This window comes from Paenibacillus chungangensis, assembly GCF_042675905.1.
GTDB classification, from domain to species: Bacteria; Bacillota; Bacilli; order Paenibacillales; family Paenibacillaceae; genus Pristimantibacillus; species Pristimantibacillus chungangensis.
This window is the reverse complement of sequence record NZ_JBHTJZ010000033.1, coordinates 72,541-88,951: the sequence shown is the minus strand read 5'-3', so window position 1 is coordinate 88,951 and position 16,411 is coordinate 72,541. Positions and strand designations below refer to the sequence as shown.

Sequence of the window (16,411 nt, the reverse complement as noted above, 5' to 3'; positions counted from 1 at the left end):
GCTCATCATCAGTCTCTCATTCTCTCTTCATTCTATCATTTAATCATCATTCATGCATACTTGAGCCACGAATCAATAGCCGGCTTTCCATCTTGCAGCCGCGGGGCTGCTTATTCTCAATAATGGCAACCAGCATATCTACAGCTATGTGGGCAATATGTTTTCTAGGATAGTCCAATACGGTAATCCGGGGCTCCGTCTGCTCCGACATCAGGATGTTCTCGCTGCCCGCTATACTCAAATCTCCAGGCACCTTCAATCCTGCTTCGCGACACGCCGACAGCATACCGACGGCCATTAAGTCGTTCGCAGCGATCCATGCCGTGCATGTTCGCGCAGCTTCGCTTGCCAAATAGTGCTTCATGGCCGACTTCGCCTCCTCCAAGCGACCGCCGCCGCTCAGCACATCTTCTTCCTCGCAAGGCAATCCTTCGGCGAGCATGGCCGATCTGAATGCTTGTCTTCGCTGTTCATGCGGATGGCGGGGAATGCCTGTTGCCATGAATCCGATTCGACGATGGCCTTGCTCAGCCAAATGCCGGATAAGCTGCGTCATGCCCGCTTCCCAGTCCATATCCACGGTAGTGATCCATTCAGACTGCTGCATCGGCTCCATGATCGAGAGAACGGGGATGCCAGCCGAACGAAGTCCGTTTAAGGTCTCTGGCATGAGGCTCTGTCCCAGCAATATTACACCGTCAATTCTTCCGGACACCTCCTGGAGGAAGCGTTCCTCATCCTCGGGATGATACGTCTGGAAGCTGACGAAATACCCGTGCCTGCGCGCTTGATGCTCGATATGGCTGAGGATGCCCGCTTCGAACGGATCGCCCAAATAATGCACCAGCACCGCAAAATGATTTGTCTTTTTTATTTTCAGGGCACGGGCGGCATAACTCGGCTTATATCCAAGTTCGCTCATTACCGCATGCACCTTTTGTCTCGTCTGCTCGCTCACCCCCGGTTTCCCGTTGAGTACATACGATACTGTTGCAACCGAGACGCCCGCGCGTTCCGCCACTTCCTTGCGAGAAACCATCCTCATTCCTCCACTTCACATTCAACACCTATCCTGACATCATAGCATTTCCGGCTCACCCTTGAACACCCTACCTTACTCGTGTAATTAAAATATCCCCAAAATCGACTCAAGGTATTGCAAAATACTCCCATGGAATATATGCTATACAATAACTTACTCGAGTAAGTATTCCAACTTTAGGAGAGTGAATAAGATGATGCCTTCCAGACCAAAAAGTGAAACCTTGCACTCGTTCAGCGGCGTGTACCCCCATCTCGCTTGTACGAACGGCACGGCTGACCAGCCGGAATGGGAATGCGGTATCGGAGCCGTTGCCGCCTGGAATGACAAGCTATGGTACATGACATACCCGGCCCACTGCCCGTTCGGGAGCGAAGATAAGCTCTACTCGCTGGATAAAGAGATGAGGGCGACCGTCCATCCGAAGAGCGTCGGCGGCACGCATGCCAGCAGAATGATCCATTGCGAGAGCGGGCAGCTCATCATCGGACCGTACTTCATAGACAGGCAAGACCACGTTCGAGCCATACCGCCTTCGGCAATGGAAGGACGGCTTACCGGCGTCGCCCGCCATCTCACCGATCCAGCCAATAAAGTGATCTTCTATACGATGGAGTCAGGACTGTACGAGGTTGACGTGCACACCTTGGAGGTTAATACGCTATATCGCGACCCTAACGCGTTGGAACGGCTGCACGGGAATTACCTGCTTCCCGGCGTGCATGGCAAAGGAGCATACACGGGACAAGAGCGGCTAGTCGTGTCTAATAACGGAGAAGGCGGGGCGTTGGCTGAATGGCTCGGCGTAGGAAGCCCGGGCGATAAGGACAGCTGGAGAATCATTGACGCCAACAAATATACCGAGGTGACGGGACCGGGAGGCTTATATGGCGCTCCGGATCAAGATGCCCCCATATGGGCTCTCGGCTGGGATGACAAATCCGTTCTCCTGCAGGTCTGTCACCGGCGGGAATGGAAGCGATACCGGCTGCCGATGGCGAGCTTTACGCATATAGCCGATAACGGCTGGTTCACGGAATGGCCTCGCATTCGCGATATCGGAGCAGAGAAGTGGCTGATGGACATGTTCGGTATGCTGTACGAGTTCCCGCCCGCATTCTCGCATGATCATACAGCCGGCATTCGCCCCCTGTCTGTACACCATGGCATGATCGTCGATTACGAGCAATGGGACGGTCAGCTGGTGCTGGGCTGCAATGATGCGTCCGTTCAGTACAATCCGCTCACGGGCAGATGCCAGTCCAATCTGCTGTTCACTTCCTTCGATAAGCTGAAGACATTCGGCCAGCCTTCCGGCTGGGGCTGTGTCTGGAGCCAGGAAGCGGTAGAAGCCGGCATACCGTCGGAACCGTTCCACTTCGCGGGCTTCGAGCAGCGCGTGCTCCATGTCAGCCATACGGAGCCGCAGGATGCTACCTTCCGTATCCAGCTTGACCTCGAAGGCAACGGCAAGTGGACGGAACAGCATCAATTGCTTGTGCCAGCTGGCGGTTATCGCTACTATATATTCCCGGAAGGCATGGAGGCCGAATGGGTCAGACTCGTACCCTTGGAGGATATAGGGGGCGCCACCGCAGCATTCAGCTACCATCAAGCCACCGACAACCCTCGTCAGGAGGGGCTGATCGCCGGATTGACGGATGCAGGGGATACAGGACCGCACAGCGACGCCATTCTGTACGCTTCCGACGATATGCGCTTGCCGCTTCATCTCGCGGCTACACAGTATAATGACGAAGGCGAAGTCGTCGCCGAGACGCTGTATGAGCTGCAGGAGAATATCCGCTTCACGCAGCTGGACGATGACGCGCTGCATGCACGATTGCGCGAAGAACTGGCGCCAGCTCCCCAATATGAACTGGACGACGCATCCGTCATTGTCACGAACGGGGAGGGCAGACGCTACAGGTTGCCCAAGGGGCACTCCGCCTATGATGGGGAGCCTGCTAGCGGCTATCGCAGAATGATACGCGAAGTCGTGACGGAACGCTCCTTGATGAATGTGCACGGCACCTTCTACGAGCTGCCTGACGAACACTCTGGCGGGCTTCACCGAATCCAGCCGATATGCACGCATAACAAGCTGATCCACGACTTCTGCTCCTGGCGGGGGATGCTGGTGCTGTCCGGCATTGCAGCCGAGACCGATGCTTCGTACGACTCCAGTGAGCATATCGTTCGATCTGATGATGGAACGGCTGCGTTATGGCTGGGCAATGTGGACGATCTGCGCTCATTCGGTGCGCCGTGCGGCACTGGCGGGCCGTGGCTGCAATCTGAAGCGGCGGCGGGCATCCCGTCCGACCCTTATCTCATGAGAGGGTATCGTCATAAGCGGCTGGAATTGTCACACAGCAGCACAGAAGCGGTAGAGTTTACAGTAGAAGTAGACTTTCAAGGGAATGACACCTGGGCCGTATATGGCACGCTGACCGCTGTGCCTGGAGAGACGCTGGAACACGAGTTCCCGGCGGGGTATGCGGCGCAATGGGTGCGTCTTGCTTCCAATCGCAACACCGTAGCTACGGCAACCTTTTATTACAATTCATGAACAATTCCTCGCGATTTCACTTCTGTTGATGACCTGTAGCTGGGCTGCTGCATAGGATAATCGGAGTAGATGAACTGCGAGAGGAGTAAGATCAATGAATCACGATTGCTACAGCCATCATCATGTTAAGCAGCAAAATATTCCTGGCAACTTGTACAACTGGTACGATCATGGCTGGCATTATCCCTGGAACCTTTATTATAACTGGAACGCCCAGAGCCAGCGGCATGATTGGAACCCGTATTACCGGCAATTGGAGTTAAGAGACTATGGCCCCTACCCGCTTGTTATCAATATCGAAGAGGCTGCCAAGCAGAATAACACCTACCGCACTGCTCTATGGACGGGTGGGCATCTGCAAGTTACCTTAATGAGTATCAATAAGGGGGAGGACATCGGCTTGGAGGTTCACCCTCATACCGACCAGTTTATCCGAATTGAAGAAGGGCAAGCGTTTGTTCAGATGGGCGACAGCAAGGACAGACTGGATTTCACAGCAGAAGTGGGCGATGACGATGCCATTATGATTCCTGCCGGGAAGTGGCACAATGTGACCAATACAGGCCATGAGCCGCTCAAAATTTACGTGATCTATGCACCGCCCGAGCATCCATTCGGAACCGTTCACGAGACGAAAGCGATAGCGATGGCGGCTGAATAGCTGTCTGCTGACGAAACATGAGCATGAAGAAGAGCCTGGATACGTTCCGGGCTCTTTCTTCTTGTCATCTCATATGGTCACCCCGTGACTGCCTAAGTTGCAAATGGGAATGTCCAGAAGCGCTCCGTTCCGAAGCGCTCTTCGATTTGCTCCTTCGTCAATTCGCCTTTACCCAGCAACTCGGCAGCCTGGAACTGGGACCGGTGTGACTGAATGGAAGCCATCTTCTGCTCCAGGAAATCCCGAACATCGTAGACGCAATCCGGCTCGCCGATAGCCTGCTTCATATTTTTGGCGAAGGCGATACAGCGAACGAGCGGTCTCTCCGCTTCCGGCAGCTTGCCGACCGTACGAACAACTGCCGCTCCGGTCGCGTCATGGTCGGGATGAACGCTATAACCCGGATAGAAGGTGTAGACAAGCGACGGGCGGAGTTCCTCTATAAGCTTGCCGATCGATTCATCCAGCAGCGACTGATCCTCGAATTCGATCGTTTTATCATAGAATCCCAGCAATCTCAAGTCCTGTATGCCGATGGCCCGGCAAGAGGACTCCAGCTCCAGCTTCCTTATGGATGGAAGCGTCACCCTGCTGGCAAAGGGAGGATTGCCCATGTTCCGCCCCATCTCCCCCAAGGTCAGACAAGCGTAAGTCACCTGTTCGCCATTCTGGATATGAGCGGTCAAAGTTCCTGCCAATCCGAAAGCTTCGTCATCGGGATGCGGCAGCACGACAAGTATACGGTGTCCCATTAGATCATCTTCTCCTTTCCCTAGAAGGGCTGTCTGCTCAATTGCAACGCCACGGTAAGCTTGCCTTGACTGTCATGTCCCGCCAATATAAGCGTGTCCGTCTCGCTTTCCTCATAATGGGTCAGGCCTTTCGAATAGATCCAGCCATGCGGCATCTTGAGGCCGATCCGATAAGGTCCGTTGCCGGAGATGGATCCGTGGGCATAACGAACGATCGCATTTGTTATAAATGTTGCGGCAGGATGCTTCGAGCTGTCGAGATGAGCGGCATAAGCGCCCGTTGTCTGCTCCAGATGAATATAGAGATCCTGATTTTTCAGGTATTCGATTCGTCGCTGCACTTCTGTTGGGATGATGAGTTGCATGAAGATCCTCCGCTTCTTAAGTTATATGGACTTTCAGAATAATCCTTTCCCGTTCGTTCTGCAAGTCCGCAGCTCCTTATAGTTAGCTAATTACAATCCCATTTCACATGCCGGTGAGCGCAGAGGAGACTGCTGAGCAGACAAGTAACTGGATTTTGTGCAATTAGTAGTATAGCTATATCGGATCAGACTGCTAACTGGATTCTATGCTATTACTACAGCTATATCGGATGTCTCACACGTTACAAATGGAATTCGTACAGTTAAATTAGGCAATATGATGCAAAATCACTAACATCGGACGAAATAGTAGCATGAAATCCAGTTCGTTGCGACTAGTTGGAGCATTTCAATGAGAATAATGACATGAAATCCAGTTAGATAGACTTATTTGACCTACAAAAATTGTGAGCCAACCGGGGCAATTGTGAACGAAAACGACAAAAAGACTGGAACTGTGGTTGGGCAATCGTCAACCAGCTTCCAGTCTTTGGTGAGTTTGAGGACAGTAATTTTGGGTGAAGGCAGATATTTGGGTTGGTGGACAGGAATTGTTAGTTAGTTAAATGTCCGCTGCCGCAGCGCTTCATAAAGCAGCACCGTGGTCGCCATCGCCACGTTCAGCGATTCCGCCTTCCCCTTCATCGGGATGATAAGACGGTCGTCCAGCATGGCTTCCACCGTTTCCGACACTCCGTCCGCTTCATTGCCCATGACCAGCCAGATCCCCTGCTTCCAATCGTATTGATAGCAATTATGCGAAGCCTGCAGACTGGTTCCGACAAGCCGCAATCCTCGTGCTCTAGCCTCCGGCATAAGCTGCAGAAGATCGCCTTCCATAACAGGCAGATGGAACAGTGAGCCCATCGTAGAGCGAACCGTCTTCGGATTATAGAGATCGGCGCAGCCCTTTCCCAGAATAACGGCATCAGCGCCGACCGCATCGGCGCTTCGAATAATCGTCCCCACGTTGCCGGGATCGCGCACATTATCCAGCACGACGACGAGGCCGTCGCTGCGATAGAGCGTCTCCCCGCTCCAATTCGGCTTAACGACGACGGCGAATATTGGCGGCGGTGATTCCGTTCCCGTGCACTTCTTCATCACAGCGCGCGAAGCGCTTATCCATTCCGTTTTTCCGTTCAGACGGTCCCGTACCTTCGCCAGCTCCTCCGGGACGCCTCGTTCCTCATCATAGACGACCGTTTCAACAGCCGCGCCATTTTTCGCCGCCTCTGTGATCAGGTGAATTCCTTCCACCAGAAATCGCCTTTGCCGATCGCGATGCTTCTTCTCAAGCAGGGAAGACCACAGCTTGGACCGCTCATTCTGAACAGAGGCTATGTATTTATGATGTTTCCCGAGTTCACTCTTGTCCATGCATCCTTAACCTTCTTCCATTCTTGTTCCCTGTATTCCCAGTATACCATGACATTAACGTAATGGAAGCATGAGGACTAACTCTCCTTCAGCCGCTTCTTGTCGGTCCCTTTCTTCTTTTCTCGCCTTTAATCGTCTTCCAGCCCTTTATTTTTTTGAGCTTCAAGTTCTCCAGCTGCACTTCACCGTTGTTGCCGGATCCCGATGGACCATTTGTGACAGAGTTGCTGGAATAGATAATTTTGCCGATATTGCCTATAATAATTGTCCCCTCATTACGAATGATTTTCACGCGGCAGCCGCAGTACGGTTTCCTGAATTTCATGCTTTTCCCCCTCATAACATATGCAATCGATAGCTTATCTTTATATTCTATGAAGATATCCATTATGAGGTAATGGCTTTTCCACCCCGCTATTTGTCCAATCTATTAACAGATTGCGAGAATATATTAAATATAGTCCTTAGGAAAGCGAGGTGTTAACATGAAACTATTCTCACCAACAGAAGCCGCATTGCGCCCTTATATTGGAAGAAGAGTATGCGCTCGCCTGGTTGACGGCTCTCGCGTATGTGGAACCATCAAAGCCTGCAGCAACGGGAAAGTCTATTTCTCGCAAGATACGAAGGGATCAGGCGCCGCATTCAACAAAGCGAAAAAACGGTCTAAGCGTAGTCGTAAAAACTCGAAAAAGGCGACGGTTTCCTTCTTCTTCTTCGGCGGCATTGCCATTGCAGTCGCCTTGATTGCGGCCCTATTCATTGTACCGTTCGCCTTCGGCGGATACGGCGGAGGATACGGTGGCGGATATGGTGGCGGATATGGCGGAGGCTGCGGATGGGGCGGAGGCTGCGGTGGTTACGGCGGCGGGTACGGTTACTGACAACGATCCAACGATCAAGCACGGCATGAGGAAGGATGGGCAATCCGATTGTTGGGCATAGTAAGATTGCAAATCTCATGCCGCAGGAGGTTATGACCCTTGAACAACATCGATCTTCGGCAAGCAATCATCCAACGCGTACAGAACAGCTCCGCAGACCAGCTGAAGGAAGTCATTGAGAGCTCCATTGATCATGACGAGCGGGCCTTGCCCGGCCTCGGCGTTCTGTTCGAGATGATCTGGAAACAATCGACGCCATCATCTCAAGGCCAGATGGTGCAAGTGCTGCATCAGCACTTAACCGCAACCGGGAACAATACGACTGCCAATCCGTCCCCTTCCTAACGCTGTCAGTGTCGTGTACAGGCCGAATACACCAATGAACCGCCTACAATCGTATTCGTAACCCGAGGCATTCCTTGGAATAATTCCACAAGAATCAGATCGGCCGCTTTGCCTGTTGCGATGGAACCCAGCTTCTGTTGAAGTCCCATCGCTTCCGCCGGACGCAATGAAGCCATTGCCACGGCGGCAGGCAGCTCGGCCGTTCCTTCATTCGCTAATTTGAATATGGCTGCGAGGAGCGAGGATGGATGATAGTCGGAACAAAGAATATGGGCCGCCCCGGCCTTGATCGCGTCCACAGCCCGCAGATTGTCATCGTGCGAAGAGCCTCTGACAACATTCGGTGCTCCGACGCATACATACATCCCGCTTTCCGCAGCATACCTGGCCGTCTCCAGATTGATAGGGAATTCACTGACCGTAACGCCCAAGTCCTGCTGACGCGCAACCAGCTCGGGGGAGTCATCATCATGGGAAGCGATAGCAATGCCTTGGGAGGCCGCTTTTTGTACGATTGACTTCAGCCAAGTATAGTCGACTCGCTTCCGCCGTTCCATCAACTCGTCTACGATTACGGCTACTTCATCGACAGTAACACCTTGATTCTTCATGACATACCGCTGGAACGAGCCCGGCTTCCTGTACTGCCCTTGTCCCGGCGAATGATCCATGAAGGACAAATAATGAACGTTCTCTTCATCAAGCAGCTTCTCTAGGATGTCACGTCCATCATGGAAGGATATCTCATATCGAAGATGAATCCGGTTTCTGACATAGACACTTCCACGGCGATGTCGCTGAATTTGATTCACCATGTCCGTCAGCAGATGTACGCCCCTCAGGCTAAAGCCTGTTCCAAGTGACAGCGAATGGTACATCGTCGTTATGCCATGGAGCGGCAGCTTGCGTTCGAATTCCATAAGCGCCAACGGTGTCGGGAATAGCGTGCCCGGCCTTGGCTGAACCTCCTTTTCGATGGCATCGCAGTGAATGTCAATCAAGCCTGGCAGCACATATTTTTCTGAGGCGTCCACTAGGAGGGCATTCGGGCGCTTCATTTTCCATGCCTTTATTTCCTCATCATCGTTTAACAGCGCCGAAACTATCGCACCTTCAACAGCCACTGCGACCCCTTGCACCACTTCATTTTGAAGCACGACTGTGCCGTTCTCAATAAGAATAGGGACTGTTATATCGTCATATGGCTGAACATTTATTGCTGCTTCCATACCGAACACCCTTTGCATATTATTCATTTGTTTACGTTATTTTATCATAGAAAAAAACCGCAAGGAAACCTTGCGGCGAGTCTGCAGCACAAAATGTGAGGGTTATTCTTCTTTTTCAATATATTGATAGATTTCCCCAGTCTCGAAGGAATCGATCAGCCGATCCAACCAGCGGTAATATTTCAAGCCTTCCGATATTTTCTCCTTATCCCGCTCCAGCACTTCCATGAATGCCGCATCGTCGGTATATTGCCCCATTAGCGTGTGAATTTCCTTTAGACTGCGGTTCATCACGCTCATATTCTGCTCCACGGCTTTCCTCCACTTAATAGTGAAGAAATCCGCGAAATTCTGATGCCAATCGGGAACGACTTCGTACAAGTCCTTGCGCGTTCCCTTGCCCCATACTTTCTCAATCATCTTCAGGTCATGAAGCGTGCGCATGCCTGTGCTCATGGACGTCTTGCTCATCCCCATCGTCTGGCTCATTTCATCCAGCGTAACAGGATGCTGATTAAAGTACATATTGCCGTAGAGATGGCCGATCGATAGCGTGATGCCGTACAAGTCCATATTTTTGCCGATCGATTCAATTACGCGTCTTCTCGTCTGAAGCAGTTTAACACGCTGCTCCTCCGTCAACCCAGCAAGTTCATTCATTTTGTCCCTCCTGAGGAGTGGCTTGCACCAATCATAATTACTAAATTTATTGTAATCAATAGTGGAATAGACTGTAAAGACTACGATCTTGGAGGAAAAAGGCGTTATCCAGAGTATACAATCTATAAAGTTTGTAAAGTTCTTTCTGTACAAAGTATACGGAGGCTCAGCCGCTTTGACCATAGCAACAATATCCATCTACACTTATATAGTACTTGTTGTCCACGGGGACTAACACGAAAGGGGGCACAGCATGGCCATTATCGAAGCGAAGAAATTAACTAAAATATTCGGAAATGATCCGAAACGGGCGATTCCGCTAATGGATCAAGGATGGTCAAAAGAGAAGATTCTGGCGGAAACGAAACTGACCGTCGGCGTCAATCAAGCCGAGTTCACCATAGAAGCTGGACAAATCTTTGTCATTATGGGGTTATCGGGAAGCGGGAAGTCTACGCTCGTCCGCTTGCTGAATCGATTGATTGAGCCTACGAGCGGCCAGCTGCTATTCGAGGGCAAGGATGTCATGAAGATGTCGGCTGAGGAGCTTAGAACGTTCAGAAGACGCAACGTCGGCATGGTATTCCAAAAATTCGCGCTATTCCCGCACCGAACCGTCATTCAAAATGTGGAATACGGACTTGAGGTGCAAGGCATCAATAAGAAAAAACGGCGCGAGATGGCGATGCAGTCGCTGGAGCTTGTCGGTCTGAAGGGCTGGGAGAACAGCTATCCCGATCAGCTGAGCGGGGGCATGCAGCAGCGTGTCGGACTGGCCAGAGGGCTTGCGAACGATCCCGACGTGCTGCTGATGGACGAAGCGTTCAGCGCGCTGGACCCGCTCATCCGCAAGGATATGCAGGACGAGCTGCTGGAGCTGCAGTCTAAGATGAAGAAGACGATCGTCTTCATTACCCATGATCTTGACGAGGCGCTGCGGATCGGCGATCAGATCGCTCTGATGAAGGACGGCAGCATCGTACAGATCGGCACGCCGGAAGAAATACTGATGCAGCCGGCTAACAAATATGTAGAGCGGTTCGTCGAGGACGTCGACTTGTCCAAGGTGCTGACCGCCTCTCATGTCATGGAGAAAGCGGAGACGATTACGCTGGACAAGGGGCCGCGCGTCGCGTTGCAATTCATGAAGGAACACGGCGTATCCAGCCTTTACGTTGTCGACAAGTCGATGAAGCTGCTCGGCCTGGTGACAGCGGAAGACGCATCTGGCGCGGTGAAGGATGGCAGCACGCTTCAGGACATTATGGTCACCGATGTACCAACGACATCGCCGGACTCCTTATTGAACGAATTATTCGAATTGATGGGCAATATCAGACTTCCCGTTGCCGTGATCAATGAGAGCGGGCGGCTGAAGGGCGTCGTCATTAAAGGCGCGGTGCTCGCCGCATTGGCAGGGAATTCCGACATGGAAGCAGGTGCACAGCATGAATCTGCCTAAAATTCCGCTCGCGGATTGGGTCGAATCCACAGAGGACTGGCTGGAGGACAACTTAGAGCCTGTCTTCGATCTGGTCAAGGTTGTAATTAGGGGCATTGTGGAAGGATTGAACTGGGCGCTGGATACCCCGCATCCGTTCGTAATCATTATACTGTTCACTGCATTGGCTTGGTATTTGGGCAAGTGGCGCATGGGCGTATTCACTGCAGTCGGCTTGCTGCTCATCGACAATCTGGGCTTGTGGGGGCCTACTATGGAGACCCTTGCCTTGGTGCTTACCGCCGCATTCATCTCTATCGTGCTGGGCATTCCGCTCGGCATTCTAAGCGCGAGATCGAATAAGATGCAGAAGATTATTACGCCGGTTCTGGACTTCATGCAGACGATGCCAGCCTTCGTCTATCTGCTTCCGGCAGTTGCATTCTTCAGCCTTGGCGTAGTGCCCGGCGTAATCTCATCTATTGTATTCGCTATACCGCCTACGATTAGACTGACGAATCTGGGCATCCGGCAGGTGCCGGAGGAACTGGTAGAAGCAGCTGACGCATTCGGCTCCACACCGGGACAGAAGCTGGTCAAGCTGCAGCTGCCGATTGCTATGCCGACGATTATGGCTGGCGTTAATCAGACAATCATGCTCTCCCTGTCGATGGTCGTAATTGCGTCGATGGTCGGCGCGCAAGGCGTCGGTTCAATCGTATATCGCGCCGTCACGCAAGTTAAGACAGGCATAGGTTTTGAAGCTGGCCTGGCGATCGTTATAATCGCCATCATCCTGGATCGCATGACTCAGCAGATTACGAAGCGTTCCAAGGCGCAATAAGTTTAGGTTACAGTTCGGCATTCGTGCCGAGTTGCAATAAATCTATATTATTTCAAGAGGAGTGGTCTTACGAATGAAGAAAGCAGCATGGGTACTATCTGTCGCATTGGTGGCCGGACTTCTGTCCGGTTGTGGTGGGAACAACGGCGGTACTGACAATGGCGGAGCAAGCAACGGGGGCAATAAGGGCGGCGACAAAGAGAAAAAAGAAATTACGCTCGCTTACGTGGCATGGGATTCTGAAATTGCCAGCACCAATGTTGTGAAGGAAGTACTGGAGTCCAAAATGGGTTACACGGTAGAAATGCTGCAAGTTGACGCAGGTCCAATGTGGACAGGCATTGCCGACGGCAGTGCAGACGCCATGGTAGCGGCTTGGCTGCCTACCACGCATGAGACGTATTTGAGCGAGAACGAAGGCAAGCTTGAGGATCTCGGTCCTAACCTGAACGGTACGAAGCTGGGCCTGGTTGTTCCATCCTACATGGACATTAACAGCATCGAAGATTTGAATGACGAAGTAGGCAAATCCCTTGATTATACGATTACTGGCATCGAGCCGGGTGCCGGACTGATGATGAAGACGGAGAAAGTCATCGAGGATTACGGCCTCAGCGACTGGAATCTGCTAGACAGCTCTTCCGCCGCCATGGCCCAAGCATTGGAGAAAGCATACGAAGACGAAGAGCCGATCATCGTCACAGGCTGGACGCCGCACTGGAAATTCGCCAAGATGGATCTGAAATATTTGGAAGATCCTAAGGGCATCTATGGCGCCGATGAACAAATTCACACGATTGTCCGTGACGGTCTGAAGGAAGACGATGCCGAAGCTTACGCATTCCTGGACGCCTTCAACTGGTCCCCGGACGACATGGCGACTGTCATGGTCGACATCGTAGAGGGCCAATCACCTGAGGAAGCCGCTAAGGCATGGGTAGAAGCGAACGCTGACAAAGTCGACGCTTGGCTGAAGTAATACGCTTAATAGGGCTATCCCATCTGTCTGTTGGAGACAGGGGATAGCCCGTTTCTATTTCACACACCTAGGCATTGACATGGTCTACTTAATCCAGCCTATTGGGAGCAAGCCCCATCGGAAGCGGTTCCGGACGCTCGCAGCTGCTCTTCATTCGGTAATGCACGCCTTGCTCCGAAGCGTCATGGAAGCCATGCATCGCCTCCAGCACATGATAGCCCAGCTCGCCGCTCGCCCGGTGCTTGCGGCCCGTCAGTATCGCTTTCGCCATATCTGCCGCGCCTATACCTCTAGCATTACTTTCGTAGCCGAATGCGAGCGGTATCGTGCTCCACTCGTTGGAGCCAGCCCGCCATACCTTCACCTCTCCGCCGAATCCATTGGGATCAGGCACAAGCAATGTTCCGCCACTGCCGTACACTTCTATACGCGGCAAGGTGGAGCCGCCCTTCACGTCGAAGCTCGTCAGCAGCGTACCGATGGCGCCGGATGTGAAGTCCATGATGCCGGCAATATGTGTCGGTGTGTCCACACTCACCTTCTGTCCGTGCAGCGGCTGGCTCGTAATCGTCCGCTCCGGATATGAGATAGCTGCAGAGCCCGTCACACGCGTAATCGGACCGAGCATGGCGACAAGCGCCGTCAGATAATAAGGGCCCATGTCATACATCGGTCCGCCGCCCTTCTCATAATAGAAGGCCGGTGACGGATGCCACGATTCATGACCGCCGCATACCATGAATGCTGTCGCGCCGATCGGCGTACCGATCCAGCCGTCTTCAATCAGCTTGATGCATGTCTGTATCCCGCCGCCGAGGAAGGTGTCCGGCGCGCTGCCGACGTACAGTCCTTTCGTCTTCGCCAGCTGCAGCACCTCCTGCGCTTCCTCGCGGGTAACTGCGAACGGCTTCTCGACATAGACGTGCTTGCCCGCTTCCAGCGCTTGCTTGTTGACAGCCGCATGCGCTGCCGGGATCGTTAGGTTAATGACCATCTCGATCTCGGGATCCGCCAGCATTGCTTCTACGGAGCAGCCGCGAACACCATGCTTTTCCCCTTTCTCCTTCGCCCGCTCGACGTCGAGGTCCGCGCAAGCCACGATCTCCATCGCTTCGAATGAACGGCCATTCTGAAAGTAAATGCCGCTAATATTGCCGGTACCGATAATGCCGGCTTTCAGTTTCCTCATGCCCCATACACCTCTTCTCTCCAAGTGATCGTTCCTCATGACTAAGCTACAGTTGATTGTCTTCCATTCCCGTATATGGCGTCATGCTGTCATACCCATTGCCGTCGGTGTTCCGCTTGCCGTCAGTGTCCCGCTTGCCGTCCGCGCACCAGAGAAATCCGCGGCGCATCAATTCCTTCACGACCGGAATCTCCATGATATTCGCTTTATGTCCGAGAGAATTATAATAGACGCGGCCACGTCCCCAGCGCTTCGTCCAGATTACAGGCATATCCACTTCTCCATTAGCAGAGTAGGGACCCGGCGTGATGGGAAAGCGAGTCGTGGCCAGCACTTCCACAGCAGGATCGATATGAAGATAGTATTGCTCCGAGCAAATCTCGAAATCTTCAATGCCCGAGATGAGAGGACTGGAGCTATGACGCATATTGACGGTATAGTTCACATTGTCGCCGCCGGGATGCGACACCCATTGCCCGCCAGTCATGAACTGCCAATCTACATTGTCACGGAATGCATCGCACAGCCCGCCGTGACAGCCCGCCAGACCGACGCCGCTCTGTACCGCCGCCGATACATGATCGACCAATTGCTGCTCGATGCGTCCCATTGTCCAGTGTGGAATGATCAGATCCAGCGACTTCAGTCTCTCGACATCGGCGAACGCCTCCTGCGTATCCGACACCTCCACCTCGAAGCCTTCCGCCTCCAGCGTAGTTCGGAATAGTTCAGCTACTTGCTCCGGTTCATGGCCATCCCAACCACCCCATACGATAAGCGCTTTCTTCTTCATTCTTCCAATCCCCCTTGATCTCATAACTGTTCTCATTCTTGCGTGCATCTCCTATCGCTTCTGCAAGCACAGCCACAATACTACTCCTGTCTATTCTTCTGCTAATTCCCATCTTGCAATTCCTGCAACGCTACCCACCTGCGTTCCGACACTGAACGTTCCACCGCTTCCAGCACCTCTTGACACTTCACGCCATCGGCGAAGCTTGGCGACGGCTGCCGATTCTCTTCCAATGCCTTCATCAACTCCAGAACCTCGTGCGTGAACGTATGCTCGTAACCGATCGTATGGCCCGGCGGCCACCACGCATCCATGTAAGCATGCGCCGGGTCCGTCGCCAGCACGCGACGGAATCCTTGCACATCCTCCGCATCATCGGTGAAGAACACCTGAAGCTCATTCATCCTCTCGAAGTCGAATTTGATGCTGCCTTTGCTCCCGTTCACCTCGAACGCATTCGTGCAGCGATGCCCGCCCGCGAACCTGGTCGCTTCGAAGCTGCCAAGCGCACCGCATGCGAAGCGGGCCATGAACAGCGTCGCATCATCCACAGTCACTTCTCCCAGCTCAGACGCAACGTCTCCTTTCGCACTGAGTCCCGTCATCGCGGCTGCGGCTGGGCGCTGCTTGACGAAGGTCTCGCTCATTCCCACGACTTCTCGGAACTCTCCGACCAGGTAGCGGGCCATATCGATCAGATGCGCTCCCAGATCGCCATGCGAGCCGGAGCCGGCAACCTCCTTGTCAAGCCGCCATACGAGCGGGAAGCTGGGATCCATTATCCAGTCCTGCAGGAAGACCGCTCGAAAGTGGTGGATACGGCCCAGCCTGCCCTGCTGAATCAGCTTGCGAGCAAGCTGCACAGCCGGCGCGAAGCGGTAATTGAAGCCGATCATATGCTTTACGCCCGCTTGCTCCGCCGCTGTCAGCATTTCCTTGGCATCAGCTAATGTCAGCGCAAGCGGCTTCTCACAGAACACATGCTTACCCGCTTCTGCCGCTGCGATCGCAATTGCTTTGTGCACATTGCTCGGCGCATTAATATCGATCAGATCGACATCGTCACGCTGCACCAGCTCCCGCCAGTCCGTTACGGCTTCCTCCCAGCCAAATTGCGCTCGCGCCTGCTCCAGCAAGGCGGCATCGCGTCCGCAGATCACCTTCATCTCCGGCTTCCAGGCGTCCGGGAAGAACATTGGCGTCGCCCGGTAAGCGTTGCTGTGCGCCTTCCCCATAAATTTGTAGCCTATCATACCGATTCTCACATTGTTCATG

17 protein-coding genes are annotated in these 16,411 nt (G+C 53.0%); 7 read left to right on the top strand and 10 right to left on the bottom strand.

Features of this window, described 5'->3' with window-relative positions; genetic code table 11:
• Positions 1-46 precede the first annotated feature (46 nt).
• Complete coding sequence (locus tag ACFQ2I_RS17635; RefSeq protein ID WP_377566489.1) at positions 47-1,039, bottom strand: LacI family DNA-binding transcriptional regulator; 993 nt, start codon at positions 1,037-1,039, stop codon at positions 47-49.
• Between the two features lie 196 nt (positions 1,040-1,235).
• On the opposite strand from ACFQ2I_RS17635, the gene ACFQ2I_RS17630 reads away from it, so the two are divergent.
• A complete protein-coding gene (locus tag ACFQ2I_RS17630; protein WP_377566487.1) occupies positions 1,236-3,614 on the top strand; it encodes a hypothetical protein in 2,379 nt (792 codons plus the stop codon).
• A 94-nt stretch (positions 3,615-3,708) separates the two neighbouring features.
• Positions 3,709-4,275, top strand: coding sequence for a cupin domain-containing protein (locus tag ACFQ2I_RS17625; protein WP_377566485.1), 567 nt, complete (start codon positions 3,709-3,711; stop codon positions 4,273-4,275).
• 92 nt (positions 4,276-4,367) lie between these two features.
• Here ACFQ2I_RS17625 and bshB2 read toward each other — a convergent pair whose 3' ends face one another.
• The 4 genes from bshB2 to ACFQ2I_RS17605 all read right to left on the bottom strand — a co-directional run bounded on the left by bshB2 (position 4,368) and on the right by ACFQ2I_RS17605 (position 7,097).
• Positions 4,368-5,027, bottom strand: a complete 660-nt coding sequence (gene bshB2 / locus ACFQ2I_RS17620; RefSeq protein WP_377566483.1) for a bacillithiol biosynthesis deacetylase BshB2 — start codon at positions 5,025-5,027, stop codon at positions 4,368-4,370.
• 20 nt (positions 5,028-5,047) lie between these two features.
• Positions 5,048-5,392, bottom strand: coding sequence for a YojF family protein (locus tag ACFQ2I_RS17615; protein ID WP_377566481.1), 345 nt, complete (start codon positions 5,390-5,392; stop codon positions 5,048-5,050).
• A gap of 558 nt (positions 5,393-5,950) precedes the next feature.
• A complete protein-coding gene (locus ACFQ2I_RS17610) occupies positions 5,951-6,772 on the bottom strand; it encodes a TrmH family RNA methyltransferase (protein WP_377566479.1) in 822 nt (273 codons plus the stop codon).
• Positions 6,773-6,860: 88 nt separating this feature from the next.
• Positions 6,861-7,097: a hypothetical protein gene (locus tag ACFQ2I_RS17605; RefSeq protein ID WP_377566477.1), complete on the bottom strand. Its 237-nt coding sequence runs from the start codon at positions 7,095-7,097 to the stop codon at positions 6,861-6,863.
• A 160-nt stretch (positions 7,098-7,257) separates the two neighbouring features.
• On the opposite strand from ACFQ2I_RS17605, the gene ACFQ2I_RS17600 reads away from it, so the two are divergent.
• Together ACFQ2I_RS17600 and sspI are read left to right on the top strand one after the other, a co-directional pair.
• Positions 7,258-7,656 carry a hypothetical protein gene (locus ACFQ2I_RS17600; protein WP_377566475.1) on the top strand — a complete coding sequence of 133 codons (399 nt, stop codon included), beginning with the start codon at positions 7,258-7,260 and terminating at the stop codon, positions 7,654-7,656.
• A gap of 99 nt (positions 7,657-7,755) precedes the next feature.
• Positions 7,756-8,001, top strand: coding sequence for a small acid-soluble spore protein SspI (sspI, locus tag ACFQ2I_RS17595; protein WP_377566473.1), 246 nt, complete (start codon positions 7,756-7,758; stop codon positions 7,999-8,001).
• Between the two features lie 5 nt (positions 8,002-8,006).
• On the opposite strand, the gene ACFQ2I_RS17590 is transcribed toward sspI, so the two are convergent.
• On the bottom strand, positions 8,007-9,230 hold the full coding sequence (locus ACFQ2I_RS17590; protein WP_377566471.1) for an alpha-D-ribose 1-methylphosphonate 5-triphosphate diphosphatase: 1,224 nt from the start codon (positions 9,228-9,230) through the stop codon (positions 8,007-8,009).
• Between the two features lie 102 nt (positions 9,231-9,332).
• A complete protein-coding gene (locus ACFQ2I_RS17585; RefSeq protein WP_377566469.1) occupies positions 9,333-9,890 on the bottom strand; it encodes a GbsR/MarR family transcriptional regulator in 558 nt (185 codons plus the stop codon).
• A 253-nt stretch (positions 9,891-10,143) separates the two neighbouring features.
• On the opposite strand from ACFQ2I_RS17585, the gene ACFQ2I_RS17580 reads away from it, so the two are divergent.
• From ACFQ2I_RS17580 to ACFQ2I_RS17570, 3 genes are all read left to right on the top strand, one after another.
• A complete protein-coding gene (locus ACFQ2I_RS17580; protein WP_377566467.1) occupies positions 10,144-11,352 on the top strand; it encodes a quaternary amine ABC transporter ATP-binding protein in 1,209 nt (402 codons plus the stop codon).
• A complete protein-coding gene (locus ACFQ2I_RS17575; RefSeq protein WP_377566465.1) occupies positions 11,339-12,175 on the top strand; it encodes an ABC transporter permease in 837 nt (278 codons plus the stop codon). Before ACFQ2I_RS17580 ends, ACFQ2I_RS17575 begins: the two co-directional genes overlap by 14 nt.
• A gap of 73 nt (positions 12,176-12,248) precedes the next feature.
• Positions 12,249-13,154: a glycine betaine ABC transporter substrate-binding protein gene (locus ACFQ2I_RS17570; protein WP_377566463.1), complete on the top strand. Its 906-nt coding sequence runs from the start codon at positions 12,249-12,251 to the stop codon at positions 13,152-13,154.
• Between the two features lie 88 nt (positions 13,155-13,242).
• Here the strand turns inward: ACFQ2I_RS17570 and ACFQ2I_RS17565 are convergent, their stop codons facing one another.
• From ACFQ2I_RS17565 to ACFQ2I_RS17555, 3 genes are all read right to left on the bottom strand, one after another.
• Positions 13,243-14,343 (bottom strand): Gfo/Idh/MocA family protein, encoded by a 1,101-nt coding sequence (locus ACFQ2I_RS17565; protein WP_377566461.1) that lies wholly within the window; start codon positions 14,341-14,343, stop codon positions 13,243-13,245.
• Positions 14,344-14,389: 46 nt separating this feature from the next.
• Positions 14,390-15,136 (bottom strand): ThuA domain-containing protein, encoded by a 747-nt coding sequence (locus ACFQ2I_RS17560; RefSeq protein ID WP_377566459.1) that lies wholly within the window; start codon positions 15,134-15,136, stop codon positions 14,390-14,392.
• 101 nt (positions 15,137-15,237) lie between these two features.
• A complete protein-coding gene (locus ACFQ2I_RS17555; RefSeq protein ID WP_377566457.1) occupies positions 15,238-16,410 on the bottom strand; it encodes a Gfo/Idh/MocA family protein in 1,173 nt (390 codons plus the stop codon).
• Between the last annotated feature and the right edge of the window lies 1 nt (position 16,411).